This window comes from Paenalkalicoccus suaedae (assembly GCF_006965545.2).
In the GTDB taxonomy this organism is placed as follows: Bacteria; Bacillota; Bacilli; order Bacillales; family Salisediminibacteriaceae; genus Paenalkalicoccus; species Paenalkalicoccus suaedae.
Window position 1 is genome coordinate 610,816 of sequence record NZ_CP041372.2, and the last position, 18,288, is coordinate 629,103.

Annotated in this window: 18 protein-coding genes; 11 read left to right on the plus strand and 7 right to left on the minus strand. The window is 45.0% G+C overall.

The features are described 5' to 3' along the window. The first annotated feature begins 554 nt into the window (after positions 1–554). The 5 genes from FLK61_RS03565 (at position 555) to FLK61_RS03585 (ending at position 5,807) form a co-directional block, all read left to right on the plus strand. Positions 555–1,271, plus strand: a complete 717-nt coding sequence (locus FLK61_RS03565; protein WP_176008162.1) for a response regulator transcription factor — start codon at positions 555–557, stop codon at positions 1,269–1,271. Further along, positions 1,268–2,629, plus strand: a complete 1,362-nt coding sequence (locus FLK61_RS03570; RefSeq protein WP_176008163.1) for a HAMP domain-containing sensor histidine kinase — start codon at positions 1,268–1,270, stop codon at positions 2,627–2,629. The genes FLK61_RS03565 and FLK61_RS03570 overlap by 4 nt, the downstream gene beginning before the upstream one ends. Positions 2,630–2,632: 3 nt before the next feature. After that, positions 2,633–3,367, plus strand: a complete 735-nt coding sequence (locus FLK61_RS03575; protein WP_176008164.1) for a PepSY domain-containing protein — start codon at positions 2,633–2,635, stop codon at positions 3,365–3,367. 343 nt (positions 3,368–3,710) lie between these two features. Further along, the gene (locus FLK61_RS03580) at positions 3,711–4,664 is read left to right on the plus strand and encodes a PepSY domain-containing protein (protein WP_176008165.1); all 954 of its coding nucleotides are present in this window, start codon (positions 3,711–3,713) and stop codon (positions 4,662–4,664) included. Between the two features lie 207 nt (positions 4,665–4,871). After that, on the plus strand, positions 4,872–5,807 hold the full coding sequence (locus tag FLK61_RS03585; protein ID WP_176008166.1) for an acetamidase/formamidase family protein: 936 nt from the start codon (positions 4,872–4,874) through the stop codon (positions 5,805–5,807). A 175-nt stretch (positions 5,808–5,982) separates the two neighbouring features. Here the strand turns inward: FLK61_RS03585 and FLK61_RS03590 are convergent, their stop codons facing one another. Next, a complete protein-coding gene (locus FLK61_RS03590; protein ID WP_249777671.1) occupies positions 5,983–7,326 on the minus strand; it encodes a sigma-54 interaction domain-containing protein in 1,344 nt (447 codons plus the stop codon). Between the two features lie 227 nt (positions 7,327–7,553). Between FLK61_RS03590 and ahlS the strand changes: the two genes are divergently transcribed. Together ahlS and FLK61_RS03600 are read left to right on the plus strand one after the other, a co-directional pair. Then, positions 7,554–8,402, plus strand: coding sequence for an AhlS family quorum-quenching N-acyl homoserine lactonase (gene ahlS, locus FLK61_RS03595; protein WP_176008168.1), 849 nt, complete (start codon positions 7,554–7,556; stop codon positions 8,400–8,402). Between the two features lie 24 nt (positions 8,403–8,426). Further along, positions 8,427–9,611 (plus strand): iron-containing alcohol dehydrogenase, encoded by a 1,185-nt coding sequence (locus tag FLK61_RS03600; protein WP_176008169.1) that lies wholly within the window; start codon positions 8,427–8,429, stop codon positions 9,609–9,611. A 64-nt stretch (positions 9,612–9,675) separates the two neighbouring features. On the opposite strand, the gene FLK61_RS03605 is transcribed toward FLK61_RS03600, so the two are convergent. From FLK61_RS03605 to FLK61_RS20025, 3 genes are read right to left on the minus strand one after another with little or no spacing between them, the layout of a single operon-like run. Continuing rightward, positions 9,676–10,041 carry a globin family protein gene (locus FLK61_RS03605; RefSeq protein WP_249777672.1) on the minus strand — a complete coding sequence of 122 codons (366 nt, stop codon included), beginning with the start codon at positions 10,039–10,041 and terminating at the stop codon, positions 9,676–9,678. Further along, entirely contained in the window at positions 10,038–10,343 is a 306-nt protein-coding gene (locus FLK61_RS03610) for an antibiotic biosynthesis monooxygenase family protein (protein WP_176008170.1), read from the minus strand. Before FLK61_RS03610 ends, FLK61_RS03605 begins: the two co-directional genes overlap by 4 nt. Before the next feature lie 16 nt (positions 10,344–10,359). Then, a complete protein-coding gene (locus tag FLK61_RS20025; protein WP_249777673.1) occupies positions 10,360–11,067 on the minus strand; it encodes an L-2-amino-thiazoline-4-carboxylic acid hydrolase in 708 nt (235 codons plus the stop codon). Between the two features lie 325 nt (positions 11,068–11,392). Between FLK61_RS20025 and murB the strand changes: the two genes are divergently transcribed. Further along, the gene (gene murB, locus FLK61_RS03620) at positions 11,393–12,313 is read left to right on the plus strand and encodes a UDP-N-acetylmuramate dehydrogenase (protein ID WP_176008171.1); all 921 of its coding nucleotides are present in this window, start codon (positions 11,393–11,395) and stop codon (positions 12,311–12,313) included. Positions 12,314–12,352: 39 nt separating this feature from the next. Continuing rightward, a complete protein-coding gene (locus FLK61_RS03625; RefSeq protein ID WP_176008172.1) occupies positions 12,353–12,547 on the plus strand; it encodes a hypothetical protein in 195 nt (64 codons plus the stop codon). 38 nt (positions 12,548–12,585) lie between these two features. On the opposite strand, the gene FLK61_RS03630 is transcribed toward FLK61_RS03625, so the two are convergent. Together FLK61_RS03630 and FLK61_RS03635 are read right to left on the minus strand one after the other, a co-directional pair. Then, on the minus strand, positions 12,586–13,941 hold the full coding sequence (locus tag FLK61_RS03630; RefSeq protein WP_176008173.1) for an N-acetylmuramoyl-L-alanine amidase: 1,356 nt from the start codon (positions 13,939–13,941) through the stop codon (positions 12,586–12,588). A gap of 168 nt (positions 13,942–14,109) precedes the next feature. Then, positions 14,110–14,622 carry a GNAT family N-acetyltransferase gene (locus FLK61_RS03635; RefSeq protein ID WP_176008174.1) on the minus strand — a complete coding sequence of 171 codons (513 nt, stop codon included), beginning with the start codon at positions 14,620–14,622 and terminating at the stop codon, positions 14,110–14,112. A gap of 110 nt (positions 14,623–14,732) precedes the next feature. On the opposite strand from FLK61_RS03635, the gene FLK61_RS03640 reads away from it, so the two are divergent. Beyond that, entirely contained in the window at positions 14,733–15,224 is a 492-nt protein-coding gene (locus FLK61_RS03640) for a hypothetical protein (protein WP_176008175.1), read from the plus strand. A 34-nt stretch (positions 15,225–15,258) separates the two neighbouring features. On the opposite strand, the gene FLK61_RS03645 is transcribed toward FLK61_RS03640, so the two are convergent. Further along, positions 15,259–15,726: a metal-dependent hydrolase gene (locus FLK61_RS03645; RefSeq protein WP_176008176.1), complete on the minus strand. Its 468-nt coding sequence runs from the start codon at positions 15,724–15,726 to the stop codon at positions 15,259–15,261. A 156-nt stretch (positions 15,727–15,882) separates the two neighbouring features. On the opposite strand from FLK61_RS03645, the gene FLK61_RS03650 reads away from it, so the two are divergent. Beyond that, the gene (locus tag FLK61_RS03650) at positions 15,883–18,075 is read left to right on the plus strand and encodes an alpha-galactosidase (protein ID WP_249777674.1); all 2,193 of its coding nucleotides are present in this window, start codon (positions 15,883–15,885) and stop codon (positions 18,073–18,075) included. The last annotated feature ends 213 nt before the right edge of the window (positions 18,076–18,288 follow it).

The following is an 18,288-nucleotide window of genomic DNA, read 5'->3' on the forward strand; positions in this document are numbered from 1 at the left end:
TCACTTTAGCATTCTAAATAGCTTTCTAATTTAAAGGTGTCTTCTCTACAAAGACTGTCCACTCGAGGTGAACTTTAATCTCCTATTTCATTTACATTTTTGCACAACATGCTCGCTTTTTAGCACAAACCAACCTGAATTTTGCACCACAGCCATTCATTTGAGCACCAACCTCTCCAATTTGATTACAGTTACCTCTGATTAACCAAACATCTATGAACTAAAGCTTTTTATCTATCGAACTCTTTAAATCAAACAGAGAGCTGGCAGACCCGGAGGACATTCGAAGACAATCCATAGGGGAAAGAGGTCTTTGAGATCCCACAGGAGGCGCTTAGGAGGAGACGACAGTCGAGTCCTGCCGACGAGGAAGCTCAAAGACCGGCCCTATGGATGTCGTAGAGTGTCTGGAGGGCTGACAGCTCGGAGTGCAGATTTAAACTGTTTGGCATTTAAGCAATTGAAGCTCGAAGAGCTTTACAAAAGCACCAAGACTATACAACCACCAAAAAGCCAACTATAATAAAGACACTTTCACGAAGTAGGTGAACACAATGGAGAATATGTCAATTTTAGTCGTAGAAGACGAAGTGAATATTGCACGAGTTGTAAAACTAGAGCTCGAATACGAAGGCTACCAAGTGACAACCGTCCACGACGGACTCGAAGCATGGCAACTCATGACCGATAAAGACCAACAGTTCCACCTCTTTATTCTAGACGTCATGCTTCCAGGACTTAGTGGTATGGAGCTTCTTAGACGTATTCGCCGTGAGGAGAATACGACGCCAGTATTGATGCTGACGGCGAGGGATGCCATTGTCGATAAAGTAACTGGTCTTGATCAAGGGGCCGATGATTATATGACAAAGCCTTTTGAGATCGAAGAGTTATTGGCGCGCATTCGTGTACTAGTAAGACGTAGTCAGCTGACGCAAAAGCCTGTAGAAGAAGAGCCAAAGGATGAGTTATTAACCTTCATGGATATTGAAGTCAACGTCGATCGTCACGAAGTGAAGCGCGAAGAGCAAGCAATAGACTTAACTCCAAGAGAGTTTGATCTGCTTGTGTATTTGATCCAGAATAAACAGCGCGTCTTAACGCGCGAGCAGCTCTTGGATCGTGTGTGGGGATTTGATTATATTGGCGAAACAAATGTGGTGGATGTGTATATCCGATACCTTCGACAAAAGATAGATAAGCCATTTGAGGAAGCGTATATTCAGACAGTGAGAGGCGTTGGCTATGTGATGAAGGAGCCTACAGCATGAAGCTGTCACGTCGGATAACCCTTTTTTCTACTGGGATGCTGATGTTAATTTTAGTTGTTGTTAATGTATCCATCTACTTTGTGTTTCAACAAAGTATGTTAAGTGGGGAGCTTAACCGAACGTTGAGCCAAGCACGGTCCGTTGTAGAGGCCGTACGGCCAAGCTCACCTGACTTCGATGCCGCCGGCTACCTACGTGCCTACGTTGCTGGAGAGGGAATGGTACGCGTGGTTAACCAAGAAGGGGAGGTATTGGTGTCAGTTGCGTCCGAGAATCAGGAGCTGCAGGCGATCCAGACGACTCCGGTGGGTGGCGAGCAGACGACTACTGCGTCGGTTGATGATAGAGAGTACGCGGTTGCGCGTGTGCCGGTCGTCTGGACGAATGGGACGGTCGCATCGCTTGAGATGATTGAGCCCATGACGCTTTATGAGGAAACGTTAGGGACACTGAGACTCATCTTGATTGTGGCGTCGATTGTGATTTTAATTCCGTCGTTTCTCGCTGCCCAGTCGTTAGGCAAGTTTCTACTGCGTCCGATTGATGCGCTTGTAGCAACGATGAATCAAATTCGCGAGGAGCAAAAGTTTAAGCGAATTGAAGTGGATGAGAAGGCAAAGGACGAGCTATCTGATATGGGGCGGACTTTTAACCATATGATTCGGTTACTGGAAGAAAACTATGAAAAGCAGCAGCAGTTTGTATCCGATGCTTCTCATGAATTGAAGACGCCCCTTACGGTGATCAATAGCTATGCGCAACTTTTAGAGCGCTGGGGCAAGGAGAAGCCGGAGGTGTTAGAAGAGGCGGTGACGGCGATTTCGTCGGAGGCGGCTCGAATGAAGGAAATGACGAATCAGATGCTGGCTCTTGCTTCGGGTGATGAGACGGTGACGATGTCGATGGAGCGAGTGGATGTTGGTCGCGTATTTGCGGAGACGGCGTCTCAGCTTCGGACAGCCTATAGTCGAGAGATTGACGTGCAGGTGCCTCATCAGCCGACGTGGATTTTAGGAAATGACTTGCAGCTGAGGCAGCTTGCGTTTATTCTAATTGAAAATGCGCTAAAATATAGTGAAGATGGACTGCGTGTACTTGTGCGTTCTGAAAATGATCGTGCGACGGTATACGTAGAGGACTTTGGAATTGGCATTGCAGAAGAGGATATACCGTTTGTTTTTGACCGCTTTTATCGTGTTGATAAAGCCCGTGCTCGTAAAACTGGCGGATCTGGTCTTGGATTATCGATTGCCAAGAAAATTGTTGAGGCGCATCACGGTGAAGTTGCGGTCAAGAGTGAGGTTGGACGCGGGACAACGTTTAGCGTAGCGTTTACTCGCATAGAATCGGAGGGGTAAAAAATGAAAAAGAGAATCATGCAGTGGGTCGTGCCGTTAGCCCTTATTTTCGCCACAGCAGCTGTCATGTATTTGCTCTTATCACCGGATGAAACACTGGCTGAGTCAGATGTCCGGGACATCATAGAAGCAAGGTATGTAGGAACAATTGAAGAGATTAGACAAGACGAGAATATGTTTATAGTCACGCTAGTTGCGCCAATGGGTGAGTACGTTGTCCAAGTGGATCGCGCTGGTGGGGATATACTCTCCTTTGAGCAAACGTCAGAGACATCAGGAGTTGCTTGGGAAGATACAGAGCCAGAAGAGCCAGAGAGGCTCACACTTGATGAAGTCAGGGAGATTGCTTCTGAGGAGATAAGCGGGGAGGAAGACATCGTATTGGTGGATCTAGCTGATCAAGATAGCGGTTTTGCTTATTATCAGGTAGAGGCCACGACTGCCGAGCATCATATACGTTTAGAGATAGATGCGGTATCTGGTGATATTCTAACGGTTTCGCAGGAGCGCATTCCGGAGGATCCTGAGGAGGAAGAGCCGATCGAACCGATAAACGAGGCGCAGGCGCGCGAGATTGCATTAGCGGAGTTTGCCGGTGTTGTCGATGACATCGATTTGGAAGAAAAGGATGGAAGACTCGTCTATGAAATAGAAATAGAAAACGATGATACGGGAGTCGATGCCGATATTATTATCGATGCGTATTCTGGAGAAGTATTATCGGTTAAGTTAGATTAATAGGTAGGAAATAGTGGAAGGCATCATCTGGGAAACTGGGTGATGCCTTTTTGATGTGGGTGAAGTGCTTTACGTTAGTTAAGGAGTGACAGTTGGTAGCGAGGGCGTGTGGTCAATAAGAAGGGAAGAGCGATCAATAAGAAAAGAAATACGGTCAATAATAAGAAATAATCACTGTAATCATGATCAACCCTACTCCTAATTCATCAACATTAGTAAAAACAAATGTAATTCTCATCGTTTTCTCATTTTCCTTTAAGGGTCCTTTCATTCTCACAGGATATAGTTAGACCATAAGCAAAACAAACAAAAAACAACCACAATCTGAAGGGAGATTTTTATAATGAGAAAAGCCATTTTAGCGTTAGTAGGAGTTACAGTAATCGGAGGTACATCAGCATATGCTATAACATCTGATGGAACACGTACAGCATCACTTACACCAGAGCTTATCGTAGAAGAAACAGAACTCCCAGCTGCGGAGGTAGACACAAACACGAACACGAACACGAGTAACTCTGAACAAGCTGTAACACAAAGCACCTCAAACGAACAATCAAACGAGCAACCAACAGCTGAGGGTGAACGATTAACAGAAGAGCAAGCAATCGAAATCGCACAAACAATCGTAAACGGTCAGCTTGATGAAATTGAACTCGATACAGAAAACGGACGATTAGTGTATGAAGTAGAGCTTGATTTTGAAGGCGACGATTATGAAATTTATGTGGATGCATACACAGGTGACATCGTAAAAGTAGATGACAACCTTCTTGGTACACCACTTGCACAGGAGATGGCGATTTCATTAGAAGAGGCTGAATCTATTGCTCTTAATCTTTTTGACGGTGGGAAAATCGATGATCGAGAGCTTGAGAGACGCGGTGAACAGTACTATTACGAGCTTGAAGTAGAGCTTCGTGACGAAGATGGCGATGTCTATATCGATGCAATGACTGGGGAGGTAATCAAGGTAGAAGACGATATTCGTCCGTACCTCTTATCAGCGAATAACGCAACTCAGACTAACAATCAAGAGCAGAATAAAGGAAGCGAAAGCAACCAAGTTCAAGAAAATGAGCAGTCTTCCTCTCATGCAACAGAACCTACCATGATTTCTCACGAGCAGGCGAAAGAAATTGCAGTGAATCATGTTGGGAAAGGGAAGGTCGACGATATCGATTTAGAGCGAGAGAATGGTCACGTGTATTATGAGGTGGAAGTGGAGTGGAGCGATGATGATGCAGATGTCTACGTCGATGCGTTCACTGGCGAAGTGCTACACGTTGATTATTAAGCAAAGCTCGCTTCTGATTGATGAGAAGCTTTATATAGATGACTAAGCCTGAGAGCTTAGGAAAAAACGACAGTGGTAGCCAGCTGTCGTTTTTTATTTTCGTTTTTGTTATTGGTGGAGAGGTCCAGATGAATACTGTTTCCTTTTTCCACAATTATCGTTATGATTGTAATTGTTAGAATATTTAATCAAATTGGAGGGTTCTATATGACGACAACGCATCATTTTCCAAACGATAAAAAACATTTTACGTGGGCAAAAGATCCTCAGCCTATTATAACGATTAAAAGCGGAGACACGGTTATTTTTGATACGGAGGATGTGACGGACGGTCAGTTTAGTATAGACTCAAAAACGGAGGATATAGGCTCACTAGATTGGGAGCGCGTTTATCCACTTGCGGGACCTGTCGCTATTGAAGGTGCTGAGCTAGGTGACACATTGGAAGTCGAAATTGTGGATCTAAAGCCAGGTAGTTGGGGCTGGACAGCGATTTTGCCAGGGCTCGGATTACTTGCCGAAGAATTTCCTGACGCCTATTTACGTACGTTTGATCTGACTGATAGTAAGTATATCCACTTTTCGGAGAACATAAAGGTTCCGATCGAGCCATTTTTAGGGACGATGGGCGTCTCGCCTGCAGATGCGGATGGACAAGCGATCATGCCTCCAGGAAAGTTTGGAGGAAACCTCGACACGCGCCAGCTGACAATTGGAACGAAACTTTATTTACCGGTGCAGGTGAAGGGCGCGCTATTTAGCTGTGGAGATGGACACGCGGCACAGGGCGACGGAGAAGTCTGTGTCTCGGCGCTTGAGTGCCCGATGGAATCGACACTTACATTCCGCTTAATTAAAAACAAGTCGATACCGAGTCCACAGTTCCAAACTGCAGGACCATTGACGCCGCTTGTCGCAGATAAAGGTTTTTACGGGACGACGGGCATAGGGCCAGATCTGTACAAGGCTTCGCAGGAAGCCATCACTAGCATGGTTAGTCATTTATCGACGGAATACGACCTAGATTCAAAGGATGCATATTTGCTATGTAGCCATTGTGTTGATTTAAAAATTTCTGAAATTGTGGATGCTGGCCAATATGTGGTGAGTGCGACATTTCCACTCTCGGTGGTAGAAGAGTAGTAGATTTCTAGATCAGCTGCTTCGAGTCTTGTGGTCAAATCAGCGGACCTGTGAAAAATAGTTACTTGTAGCTCGTAGGAAGCAGGCTTTGTCGGGCAAACTGAAAGGCAAATTGATCACTTAAGGCTGGGACAGGAGCGTTACAGACTGTCCCAGTCTTTAAGTGTCTATTCAATTAACAACTTTCCCACTTTTGTAATTTCTTTATAAGCGTCGAGTGATCGATTCCTAACTGCTTGGCTGCTTGACGGAGAGATGGGTGATCCTCTAGTGCTTTATAAACGATGCGTTTTTCAACCTCGTTAAGCTGCTCTTTAAGAGACATAGTAGAAGCATTTATTCCAATGTTTTTTAAATGACGAGGTAGATCGTCGGGCTCAATAGTTGTTGCGGGGACGGAGACAACCATACTCTCAATCACATTTTTAAGCTCACGTACGTTGCCCGGCCAGTGATAGTTTAGGAGCAAGAGCTTAGTTGCTGGATCCATCATCTTTTGGATGCTGTATTGTCTTACGTAATAGTCAAAAAAGTAGTCGATGAGAGCGAGCAAGTCTTCGCTTCGCTCTCGTAATGGTGGGATGATAAGCTCGATCACTTGAAGTCGATAGTAGAGATCTTCTCGAAACCGACCTTCTTCAACAAGCTTACGCAACGGCTTGTTTGTGGCGGAGATCAGCCTGATATCAACTTTACGTGACTTTACACTTCCAAGTCTTTGTATATGTTTATCTTGCAAAACGCGCAATAGCTTCACCTGAACAGCTAGGGGAAGCTCTGCTACTTCATCGAGTAGTACGGTCCCACCATCAGCTAGCTCAAGTAAACCTATTTTGCCATCACTACTTGCGCCGCTGAAGGCACCGCGCGAATAGCCAAACAGCTCGGATTCAATCAAATTCTCCGGAATCGCGCCACAGTTAATTTTAATGAAGGGGTTATCTTTACGCGAACTTGAGCTATGGATGAGGTTGGCTAACACCTCTTTGCCAGCGCCGGTTGGACCTAGTAGTAGCACGCTCGTTGGGAAATCCGCAATCCGTTCGATCGTCTCAATAAGCTGATTCATCTGTGGGCTGAGGAAAAAAGTGTGCTCTTTATTTAGCGTAAACGTATACATATGTCGATTCATTTTGGCACGACTGCGCTCACGTTTTAATTCGTTTGTCATGCGAGTAAGTTGCGTAATATCGCGAACACTTGTGACAACGAGCTGAATGTTATTGTGATCATCAAAAATAGGATTACCAGTTACCATGACATCTTTTTGTTGCTGACCGATTTTTTGTAAAATAGTTACTTGCTGTTTGCGCTCTAATACGTGAAGGGAAACGGACTGATCAAAGTAGCCAGCGTTAATGAGCTCGCGCATGTGGCGCCCAACGAGCTCATTTCTAGCGTACCCAGTGATTTCTTCATAGGCAGTATTGACATAAAGCGTAATGCCTTGCCCATCGACAACATAGATACCATCCGTCGAAAATTCAATCGTTTTCTCGTATGGAATTACTCGTTGCAAAAAGAGCACCCCCTAAGTGGTGAGTATTTGAACCAACTGGTGAGAATGTTCACCAGTATAATTTGTGGATGAAATGAATGCGCTTACATTATTATGGTGAATTTTATCACCAATTGACAAAAATAACAAGTTGACTTTCCTTAGTAGAAAGGTATTTGTCGAGTTGGCACGTTACTTGCATTAAAAGTATATGAAAACCTGAACGATAAATTGAAGGAGGGCATGCAATGGTAAACATTAATAAGGCAAGACCGAAGCTCTATGTCATGGATAATGGTCGAATGAAGATGGACAAGAGTTGGATGATTGCAATGCACAACCCTGCAACAATTGATAATCCAAATGCACCAACCGAGTTTGTGGAGTTCCCGGTATACACAGTGCTAATTGATCATCCGGAAGGGAAGATTTTATTTGATACGGCTTGTAATCCGAATTCGATGGGGGCGGATGGACGTTGGGGTCAAATAACGCAAAAAATGTTTCCGATTCAAATGGAAGAGGAGTGCTATTTACACAACCGACTTGAGCAGCTCGATGTCAGGCCTGAGGATATAAAATATGTGGTTGCCTCGCATTTACATCTAGATCATGCAGGATGCTTAGAGCTATTTACGAATGCGACGATTATCGTTCATGAAGATGAGCTTAGTGGGACGTTAAAAACGTATGCTAATAATGCAAAAGAGGGCGCCTACGTTTGGGCAGATATTGATGCTTGGATTAAAAATAACCTTCAGTGGCGTCAAATTAAACGAACAGAGGATAACCTACTATTAGCGGAGGGAATTCGAGTATTAAATTTTGGGAGTGGTCATGCATGGGGCATGATTGGTCTTCACATTGATATGCCAGACACAGGCGGCATTATACTTGCCTCTGACGCGATCTATACGGCCGAAAGCTTTGGACCACCAATTAAACCGCCTGGCATCATTTACGATTCGCTCGGATATTCAAACGCAGTAGAAAAAATTCGTAAACTCGCACACGAAACAAAATCAGATGTCTGGTTTGGTCATGATGCCAATCAATTTAAGCAGTTTCGTAAATCAACGGAAGGCTACTATGAGTAGCTATGTAAAGGGGGGACATAAAGAATGACTGTCGAAAAAATTGTACTCCCACCTTTAAGTTTTACTGGGCTTGGATCTTTAAAGCATCTTGTGCCAGAAGTAACTCGTCTAGGTGCTACATCTATTTTACTTGTTACAGACCCAATGCTCGAGGAGTTAAAACTTACTACCCATGTAACAAAGCCACTTAAAGAAGCTGGCTTTGACATTACAACATATAGTGATGTCGTTCCAGAGCCTCCGATTGCTAAGGGTGAAAAACTTGTAACGTTTGTACGGCAAGAGGAATTTGATCTTATTATTGGTTTAGGTGGTGGAAGCGCGCTTGATTTAGCTAAACTAGCCGCTGTGATGGCACATCACAAAGGTGATGTGAAAGACTATTTAAACTTAACAGGATCTAAAGCTGTAAGGGAAAAGGGCCTTCCAAAGCTACTCATTCCAACTACCTCAGGGACAGGCTCAGAGGTGACTAATATTGCTGTATTCTCACTCGAAACGACGAAGGATGTCGTTACTCACGATTATTTAATTGCAGATGTAGCAATTATTGATCCAATGCTGACTCTTACTGTGCCGCCACGTGTTACAGCGGCAACAGGCGTGGACGCCTTAACTCACGCTATCGAGGGCTACCTTTCTATTCATGCTAGTCCTACAACAGACGGACTTGCACTAGAAGCGATTCGCCTTATCTCAAAATCGATCCGAGCGGCGGTTAAGAATGGGAAGGACGAACAGGCTCGCACAGATATGAGCTACGGTAGCTACATGGCAGGACTCGCCTTTTTTAATGCTGGAGTGGCTGGAGTCCATGCGTTAGCATATCCGTTAGGTGGTCAGTTTCATTTATCCCATGGAGAGTCAAACGCGGTACTTCTGCCTTATGTAATGGGTTATATTCGCAAAAGCTGTGAGGAGCGAATGGCTACTATCTATTACGCAATGAAGCCCGAGGCCCACGGTCTATCGATAGATGAAGCATCAAAGCGCTGCGTGGCAGAGCTTAAGCAATTGGTGAATGATGTAGGCATTCCAAAAACACTAGGGGAGTTTAATATTCCTGAATCTGCACTAGATAGCTTGACAATGGATGGGGTAAAGCAAAAACGACTGTTAGCTCGCAGTCCCCTTCCATTACACGAAAGGGAGATACGAGAGATTTATCAATCTGCTTTTCATGGGAATATAGTGGAATATGAAGGATAGATAACGTAGTTAAGTAAGAGAGGGCATACTATAGTTGAAGTGGTAGGCCCTCTCAAATTATTAATTATTCTCGCTCAAGCCTTGCAATCGCCTCAAGCAAATAGCTTCTATACGCGTTTGCTCGCGGGAGCTCGAAGCCTACGCTATTTTGCGTAAGGGATTCAATCAGAATCTCAAAGTTATCAACCAAATGCTGCGTCGACATACCGTGCTTGCGCAAAATCTCATCGAGCCAGACGCTATAATCGACAAACATCGTCGCGTCATCAATCGTATAGGCTGCGTGGAGCTGTTTTAGATGGTGCTGGTTATCTTCGTAGCACTTTTGCTTACCTGCTTCACCATACTTTTCTACTAAAGAAGGATCGCGCTCGTAAATGCGTGCAGTCACGTCTTCAAGTAGATGGTGCGTGTTGATATCGACCTTCATCGTGCCACCACTTGGTGTTGCGTGACTTTGGGAACGATATTTGCGAGCTCTTGATCGGGGTACTTTTTTTCGAGCTCGTGAATGCGTTTAAATTCACTGCTGCGGACCCAAGTCAGATAGCTATCTTTATCTGTGAAAAAAAGCTGGACAGTAATTTCTCCGGGTTTCTTTTCGTTTTGAAGAAGAAGGAAGTCTAGGAAGCCAGGAGCTTTATCTACTCTACGTGATCTTTTTTGATAGAGTCCAATCACTTCGTCGGCTTTATGGTCTGGGACAAGAAATGTTGAGAAAACCGTATACATGAAGCAAACACCTCAATTAGTTTGATTTAGGTAACGAAAAGCGGAAGTGACATTGTCCTTCCTTTAACACGTATTCATCATGAACAACGGTAAAATCTTCGTTATAACCCTTTGCAATCGCAGGATCGATGACCTGGCAATACAAGATACCGTATTCTCCTGTGCCATCCTCCTTCCACTGTTGTCCGAATGGACATACGGTGAAGGTCTGTTCAATTTCATTTGGATGGAAGCTGGTCTCGACCTCAAATAAGTCACTACGTTCCATATCGTAATTGGAAAGATAGTGTTCAATTGTGTTAGGGAGGCCTAGGTGCGCGGCTCTTTTGGCAATTCCTTGGCCACGTGAATGACCAAATGTATAAACACCTTGTCGAATGGCGTCCTGTCCTTGTTCACCGTAAACTGTCACGACTTCTTTTGAAATGGAGGCAAATAGTTTTGCCATCCATGCGTAAACTGTATGGTTTTTTGTTAAGTGACTGGAAGGCTCAACCTGACTAGGGATGTATGCATGAAGTCTGTGCACTTCTTTTTCTAGGGAAGCAATATTGGCGATTGCTTTCATCTCTGAGTGTCCAACGTTTGCTACGCCTCTTGCTAGAAGGGGCGTTACTGCATCTCCAAATGCTTGACGCGTTTCTAGTTCTATACATGTAAACAGCTTGGCAGTGATAGCATACATAGAATAGGGTGCCAGCGCCTCATTTTTCGACATTTTCATCAGCTCCTCTTTCCTCTCATCCTAGCACACTACATCTATCCCGCATACCAATTACGGACAAAACTCTCTGAATTTGGTCGAATGAAGTAGAATAAAAGCTTTTGTATCACAATTGTAGAAGGGGTAAGTGCATTTGTTCGTAAAGACGAGATAGTTTGTTACTATATATAGGAGTCTTTCCCTCTTTTCTTAAAAAGGTAGGACTTAGCACGTCATAGGGCAGATTGAATAGATATAAGTCAAGTGGCTATTTGCAAATGGCGGATAATTGTTTAGAATAGGAAGAGCTAGACGTGTGACTAATATGGCTAATGAGGGATTTAACATGATGAAAAACATATATGAACAACTTGTATCAATTTGTGGCGGAGAGCTTGTTAAAGAGAACGAGCCAATGTCTCGCCACACGATGACAAAAATGGGTGGAATCGCAGATATCTTTGTGACCCCTAAAACATTTGAGCAGGTAACGGAGATCATGCGTATTAAGCATGAGCACAACATTCCGTTTATTCTGCTTGGCAATGGATCGAATTTAATTGTGCGCGACGGGGGAGTGCGTGGCATTGTCATGCAGTTTACCCACTTGGAATCTCTCCGCGTAGAGGGTGACCTGTTAATTGCGCAAGGTGGCGCAGATATCAAGGCCGCTTCACGCCTTGCTCTAACGCACCACTTAACTGGACTTGAATTTGCATGTGGGATTCCCGGTACAATCGGCGGCGCGATGGTAATGAATGCCGGCGCTTATGGCGGCGAGGTGAAGGACGTCATTGATCACGTCAAAGTGGTGACGCCAGAGGGTGAGCTACTGACGATCGCACGCGATGACTTAGAGCTTGGCTATCGCACAAGTATTATCAGTAAAAAAGGCTATATCGTGCTAGAGGCAACCTTTAAACTTGCTCCTGGGGACGAAAATACGATTAGAGAAAAGATGGAGGAACTCACCTTCCAGCGCGAGTCTAAGCAACCACTCGAATATCCATCTGTCGGAAGCGTATTTAAACGTCCACCGGGCTACTTTGCAGGAAAGCTGATTCAAGACAGTGGTCTGCAAGGTAAGGGGGTAGGTGATGCGGAAGTATCAACAAAACACGCAGGCTTTATCGTCAATAAAGGCGAAGCGACGGCATCTGACTATCTTGCAACGATTGATATGGTCCGTAAAAAAGTAAAAGAAGAATTCGGCGTTGAACTAGAGCTTGAAGCAAAAGTCGTCGGCGAAGACGAAGACAAAGAATAAACGTTAGGAGACCAGGCATCGGAGTTAGGTGCCTGGTTTTTGTATGGGGAGCAAGGTGCGGTTAATAGTGAGAGGGGTGCGATTAATAACGAGGTCGGTGCGATTAATAAAGAAGAAGTAACGATCAACCGCGAGACTGCAGCGGTCAACAACAAATTGCGTCTAACGTTGATAAACGGAGCATCACCAATATGTCTACCAGCTCGGCCATTCATTCACATAAAAGAAGACTAGGCGACATGCGCCTAGTCTTTTGCTCTTATACACACTTTTTAGTCAAAATAATTCACTAACCCTTCGTACAACGCATCCGCAGAAGCCTGACGGAACGCATCCGTTTTCATGCGCTCTGCCTCTGCAGCATTCGTCTTAAATCCAAGCTCGACTAATGCACTTGGCATCTCTGTTTGGCGAATCACCTGAAAGTTTGCGGTTTTTACCCCACGATCAACTGTACTAAGCTTTTCTAGCATACTAGACTGCAAGCTTTCGGCTAGCTTACGACTATTACCTGCCCAATAAGTAGTGCTATAAAATGTTTCAGTGCCTCGAGCGGCAGTTGAGCCAGCAGCATTCGTATGCACACTCACAAACACATCTGCATTGGCGCTGTTGGCTTGCGCGACCCTATCTGATAAAGATGGGTACCAATCGGAACGACGTGTCATGATAACGTTGGCTCCACCTTCACGAAGCATTTCTTCTAACCGAAGACTAACGTCCAATACGATTTCTTTCTCCTGGAGACCGTTTGCTACTGCTCCAGGGTCACGACCTCCATGTCCTGGATCGATCACAATTGTTTGTCCATAAAGTGGACTTGCATGGTGTTGATAATCAACCATGATATAGCTTTGCGAGACATACCCCCGAGTTTCGCCCGAAGAAATCAAGGCCCAGTTGCCCGTTGTCTCGTGTACATGAATCGCATCGCCATTAGCTAATCGACCGATAGCCGGATTGTTTGTAGATGGATCCGGACGCACGTTAAGCGTTGGTGAATTGACGACTACGCCTGTTCCAATTGCGTTATCGACGTTCACAGAATCCGTATCCGGGCGATACTCTTCAAACATTGCTCGTGCTAGCATGAGTGAGAATTCACCGCGGGTGATCGATTGATTCGTTTGGAAGGTACCATCTGGATAACCTTGTGTCACACCGCTTGAAGCAAGCGCGATAATATCGTCGTAAAACATGTTGCTTGCATCAACGTCTGTAAAATGCACGATATCACGATCAAACGTAAAGCCGCGGTTTAAAATCGCAGCCATCTGTCCACGAGACAGAGCATCATTCGGACGGAAGGTTCCGTCAGCGTGTCCCCCAATTAAACCAGCTTGCGTTGCTGTTCGAACCGATGCCTCTGCGAAATGACCATCAGTATCATCGAAAGAATCTGCTGTTCCCTGTAGATGTAACGCCCGAACAAGCATCGTCGCAGCCTCTGCGCGCGTTACATCTCGATTAGGGTGGAAATATCCGTCTGGATATCCTCCAATAATTCCTTGATCCATCAATCGGTGAATCTCCACTTCCTCATCGGCAATGTCAGCTAAAGCGCCGACAGACTGAGGTGCCCATAAAACTGCTAAAAGAATTAACATCATACTTACCACATACTTCATAATGTCCCACATCTCTCCCCATTCCAAATTTTTGTCTGGTGAAAGACTATCATAGATTTATATAGATTTTTATGAGACAAATTGACGAGTTTTTGTTATTAGATTGTAATAACCATTACAAAAAGACCGTCCCGAGTAGGGTGCGGTCTGTAAGTTCGACAAAAAAATTTACTTTTTGGGAGGATAAGTAGTAGAGACTGCTTCATCCTTCTCCACTTTTTCATATTGCTTTCTCGTTAAGCACCAGTGAATCATCTGTAGGTGCTCCATTTCTTTTAGCATTCTCGCTTTTTGCAAAACGCGGATGGATGCGTAATTATCAATGCGGCATTCTGCGTTTAAACGATGTAGCTTTTTTTCGATAAAGGTATAGCGCATCATTCGCTTAAGCGCCTCTGTTGCATACCCATTGTGTTGGAAGTCTTGCCTAATGCCATAGCCAATCTCTACGGTCTTCCACTGATCTGGCTTTCCTTTATATCCGATATCTCCGGCAATACTTCCCGATTCCTTCTCGATTATAACCCATGGGCCAAAGCTGAGTAGCTTCGGATCCTTGTCTAAATCCTGCAGGTGCATCTCTATATGTGGGGGGAAATAGTGCTGTTGCCTAAACATCGGGAGGAGGTCATGTGTGACGGTTACAAGTCTTAGTCTTGGTGTAAATAAGACCATTCCCATATGGAGGCCCCCTTTCTGTCTAACTAATCCCCTCTTCCCTAGTTATCTATACATGAAACTAGAAGACAAGGCATAGGTGTTAGATAGAGACGAGTTAGGAGGTGGGATGCATGATTGAAGGATCGATTCTGCTCATTTTCCTTGCATTGGATGGGGTGATTTGGGGGCTAGTCATTGGGACAAAACGGCTGTATGTGCCTCTATACCAAGTCGTGTTGCTAGCACTTGGCACATGTATCATGCTGTTTTTCTCCCTCTGGATCGGAGAATTGATCGGAGGCGTTGTGCCTTCCGTTGTATTCCAAAAGCTCGCAGGCGCCTTGCTACTCATTATGAGCGTGTACCAGCTTTTACGAGAGGAAGCATTAGCAAAGTCTTTAACCTTTAAAGTATTTATTTTAATGAATATCGACAACGTGGGCTACGGCCTCGCGATTGGGAATTTCGCAGGATTTTTATCAATTGCGGGCGGCGTACTTGTCGGGAGCGCCTTCATATTAGGCCTCGCTATGTCCTATCAAAACCCTAAACTACAGCACTACAAAGAGATACTTCCTTTCATCGTGCTATTTAGCTTAGGGATGATAAAGCTTCTAAGTTAAGATCTTTCGGACAGAAAATACGAGTTAAAGGTTGCTAGCCAACAAGGCACCATAGTATATAAGCAGCAGTTGCCATAAAGATTAAAATCTCCACAAGAGAACCCGTTCTATAAAGAGGGATCGTCGTACGTTTACGCACAAATGGATAAAAGAGCGGAATACCACCATGTGAAAATAAGTCGCCAACAATATGTAGAATAACCCCGAGACAAAAAGCAACGAGAAATGGCGAAGGAGAGGTAACAATCCCAAACGTAGCAAGTCCCACAATAAGTCCAGAGTGCGTAAGGCCACGATGGCCGAATAACGCTTTTACGATAGTAGATAAAATAGGTAAACGTCGTCCAAGCCATGAGCGAGTTTCATCAATATCGGGAGCAAGTGCGCCAATCCCAAGCCCAATAGCGGCGGATGTGACTGTGAGATCAACGGGAGAGGTACCGACTTCGGTTAGCGCCATAGTCGAGGCATATGCAAAGGTTAGATGTGTGTAATATCTCATGCTGTAATCCTTTCTTCGTATAATTGCTTTGAGCCTATAACTATACTATATCGAACGTATGATCGCAATATTCTTCTGTGGAAAAAATAGTGGTTGCGTTTTCATCGCTATGATATGATCAATGCATCACAAGCAAAAATTGGAGGCGACGATTTGGTGGCACATATTCACTTTGATGAAAAAACGAAAGCATTCCATTTACAAACAGCAAAAACAAGCTACATATTCCAAGTAATAAAAGAGAACTACTTAGCACATAGCTACTGGGGCAAGCGAGTAGAGGACTATCATCTGCTTGCGCAGCCGAGATATCATGATCGTGGATTTTCTGGTAACCCAAACAAAGAAGATCGCACGTTTTCGTTAGATACTTTGTTGCAAGAATATCCAACTTACGGGCACACGGATTATCGTCAGCCTGCTATTCATGTGGAGCTTGAAAACGGATCAACGGTGCTTGATCTTCGCTATGACTCTCATACCATTACTTCTGGAAAGAAGCCACTGGAAGGTCTTCCTGCTACGTACACAGAATCCGATGCTGAAGCAGAATCGCTTACGGTCACGTTAAAGGATGCGTTAACGAATTTATCCGTGGAGCTAACGTATTCCGTTTTTCCCACCTATGATGCGATAACTCGCTCCGTTCGTGTCGTAAACAACGGAGAGGAGAACGTAAAGCTTCAGCAGATTGCATCCTTTAACGTTGATTTTGAAGACGCGGACTTCGATTTTATTACGCTAGCTGGCGCATGGGCGCGTGAACGTGACGTGGAACGCACGCCACTTCGCCGGGGGACACAAGCAATCGAGAGTCGCCGTGGCTCGAGTAGCCATCAGCAAAATCCATTCTTCGCTTTAGCTCGTCCTCATACGACAGAGGATCAAGGTGAGGCATACGGAGTTAGTCTCGTTTACAGCGGTAGCTTTGAGGCGTCTATCGAAGTGGATCAGCTAAAGCAAGCCCGTGCTACGATGGGAATCCATTCCTTCGACTTTTGCTGGCTATTAGAGCCTAGCGCGAGCTTTCAAGCACCAGAGACCGTTTTAGTCTATTCGGCCAATGGTCTCGGCGACATGTCGCGCACCTACCATACGTTTTACCGAGAGCGACTTGCGCGCGGCGAACACCGTGATAACATTCGCCCGATCTTAATTAATAACTGGGAAGCCACTTACTTCGATTTTGATGAAGAAAAATTAGTGGCGATTGCAGAAAAAGCGAAGCAGGCGGATATGGAGCTCTTCGTACTAGACGATGGCTGGTTTGGTAAGCGAGAGGATGACACAACGTCACTTGGAGACTGGTTTGTTAATAAAGAGAAGCTACCAAATGGATTAAAGGGTGTAGCAGATCGTGTCAATGATCTTGGACTACAGTTTGGAATTTGGGTGGAGCCTGAAATGGTATCGGAAGATAGCGATCTCTACCTTGAGCATCCTGACTGGTGTATTCACGTCCCTGCTAGAAGAAGGTCAGAAAGTCGTAATCAGCGTGTCCTCGACTTTTCTCGCCAGGAGGTAAGGGATGAGATTGTGAAACGGATCTCGGCGGTCCTTGAGAGTGCGCCGATTACGTATGTGAAGTGGGATATGAATCGGAATATGACGGAGATAGGCTCAGCTGGCCTGCCGCCAGAGCGTCAGCGCGAGACGGCGCATCGTTACATGCTCGGGCTTTATGAGGTGTTAGAAACGATTACGACGCGTTATCCACACGTGCTGTTTGAGAGCTGCTCAGGTGGGGGCGGACGTGTTGACCCAGGCATGCTCTATTACATGCCACAAGCTTGGTCAAGCGACAATACAGACGCTGTTGCGCGCCAGCGTATCCAGTACGGCTCAAGCTTTGTGTACCCGACGTCATCGCTTGGTGCACACGTATCTGCGGTACCAAATCATCAAGTTAATCGCATTACTTCCTTGAAAGCGCGGGGCGATATGGCAATGGGCGGCGTGTTTGGATACGAGCTTGATGCGACGGCGTTTACTGACGAAGAGCTTCAGCTTGTGAAGGAGCAAGTGAACCTTTATAAAGAAATCCGTGAAACCGTTCAGTTTGGGGATCTCTATCGTTTAGACAGTCCGTTCGAGTCTGGTAACTATGGCACGCTCTATGTGAATAGGAATCAAACAGAAGCGGTACTTACGTATATGAATACGCTAGGAGAGGCAAATGCTCCATTCAAACGCGTAAAGCTTGCTGGTTTAGAGACTTCTAAGCAGTATACGGTATCAGGTCTTGAAGGCACGTTCGGTGGCGACGAGCTGATGAACATTGGCGTACCACTACCGTATTTTTACGGCGATTTTCAAACAGTGCTGTGGGTCGTTCGCAGCGTAGAGTAGTAGGATGTAGAGAGAAGGCTAGGCACTAAGTGTCTAGTCTTTTTGTGTTGGGCATGTGTGGCCTTGTTGGGGCTTTCGTGCTTTCATTTTGTAAGTGTGTTTAACTTCTCGAGTTTTTTGGTGAAGTGCGTTCACGTTCTCCTAAAGTGTGTTCAACTTCTTCGCAATTTCAGCAAAGTGTGTTCACGTTCTCCCAATATGTGTTCAACTTCT

Bases quoted from the DNA above. Each gene is read 5' to 3' on its own strand.
- FLK61_RS03565 (WP_176008162.1), top strand. From the start codon at position 555: ATGGAGAATATGTCAATTTTAGTCGTAGAAGACGAAGTGAATATTGCA.
- FLK61_RS03570 (WP_176008163.1), top strand. From the start codon at position 1,268: ATGAAGCTGTCACGTCGGATAACCCTTTTTTCTACTGGGATGCTGATG.
- FLK61_RS03575 (WP_176008164.1), top strand. From the start codon at position 2,633: ATGAAAAAGAGAATCATGCAGTGGGTCGTGCCGTTAGCCCTTATTTTC.
- FLK61_RS03580 (WP_176008165.1), top strand. From the start codon at position 3,711: ATGAGAAAAGCCATTTTAGCGTTAGTAGGAGTTACAGTAATCGGAGGT.
- FLK61_RS03585 (WP_176008166.1), top strand. From the start codon at position 4,872: ATGACGACAACGCATCATTTTCCAAACGATAAAAAACATTTTACGTGG.
- ahlS (WP_176008168.1), top strand. From the start codon at position 7,554: ATGGTAAACATTAATAAGGCAAGACCGAAGCTCTATGTCATGGATAAT.
- FLK61_RS03600 (WP_176008169.1), top strand. From the start codon at position 8,427: ATGACTGTCGAAAAAATTGTACTCCCACCTTTAAGTTTTACTGGGCTT.
- FLK61_RS03605 (WP_249777672.1), bottom strand. From the start codon at position 10,041: ATGAAGGTCGATATCAACACGCACCATCTACTTGAAGACGTGACTGCA.
- FLK61_RS03610 (WP_176008170.1), bottom strand. From the start codon at position 10,343: ATGTATACGGTTTTCTCAACATTTCTTGTCCCAGACCATAAAGCCGAC.
- FLK61_RS20025 (WP_249777673.1), bottom strand. From the start codon at position 11,067: ATGAAAATGTCGAAAAATGAGGCGCTGGCACCCTATTCTATGTATGCT.
- murB (WP_176008171.1), top strand. From the start codon at position 11,393: ATGATGAAAAACATATATGAACAACTTGTATCAATTTGTGGCGGAGAG.
- FLK61_RS03630 (WP_176008173.1), bottom strand. From the start codon at position 13,941: ATGAAGTATGTGGTAAGTATGATGTTAATTCTTTTAGCAGTTTTATGG.
- FLK61_RS03635 (WP_176008174.1), bottom strand. From the start codon at position 14,622: ATGGGAATGGTCTTATTTACACCAAGACTAAGACTTGTAACCGTCACA.
- FLK61_RS03640 (WP_176008175.1), top strand. From the start codon at position 14,733: ATGATTGAAGGATCGATTCTGCTCATTTTCCTTGCATTGGATGGGGTG.
- FLK61_RS03645 (WP_176008176.1), bottom strand. From the start codon at position 15,726: ATGAGATATTACACACATCTAACCTTTGCATATGCCTCGACTATGGCG.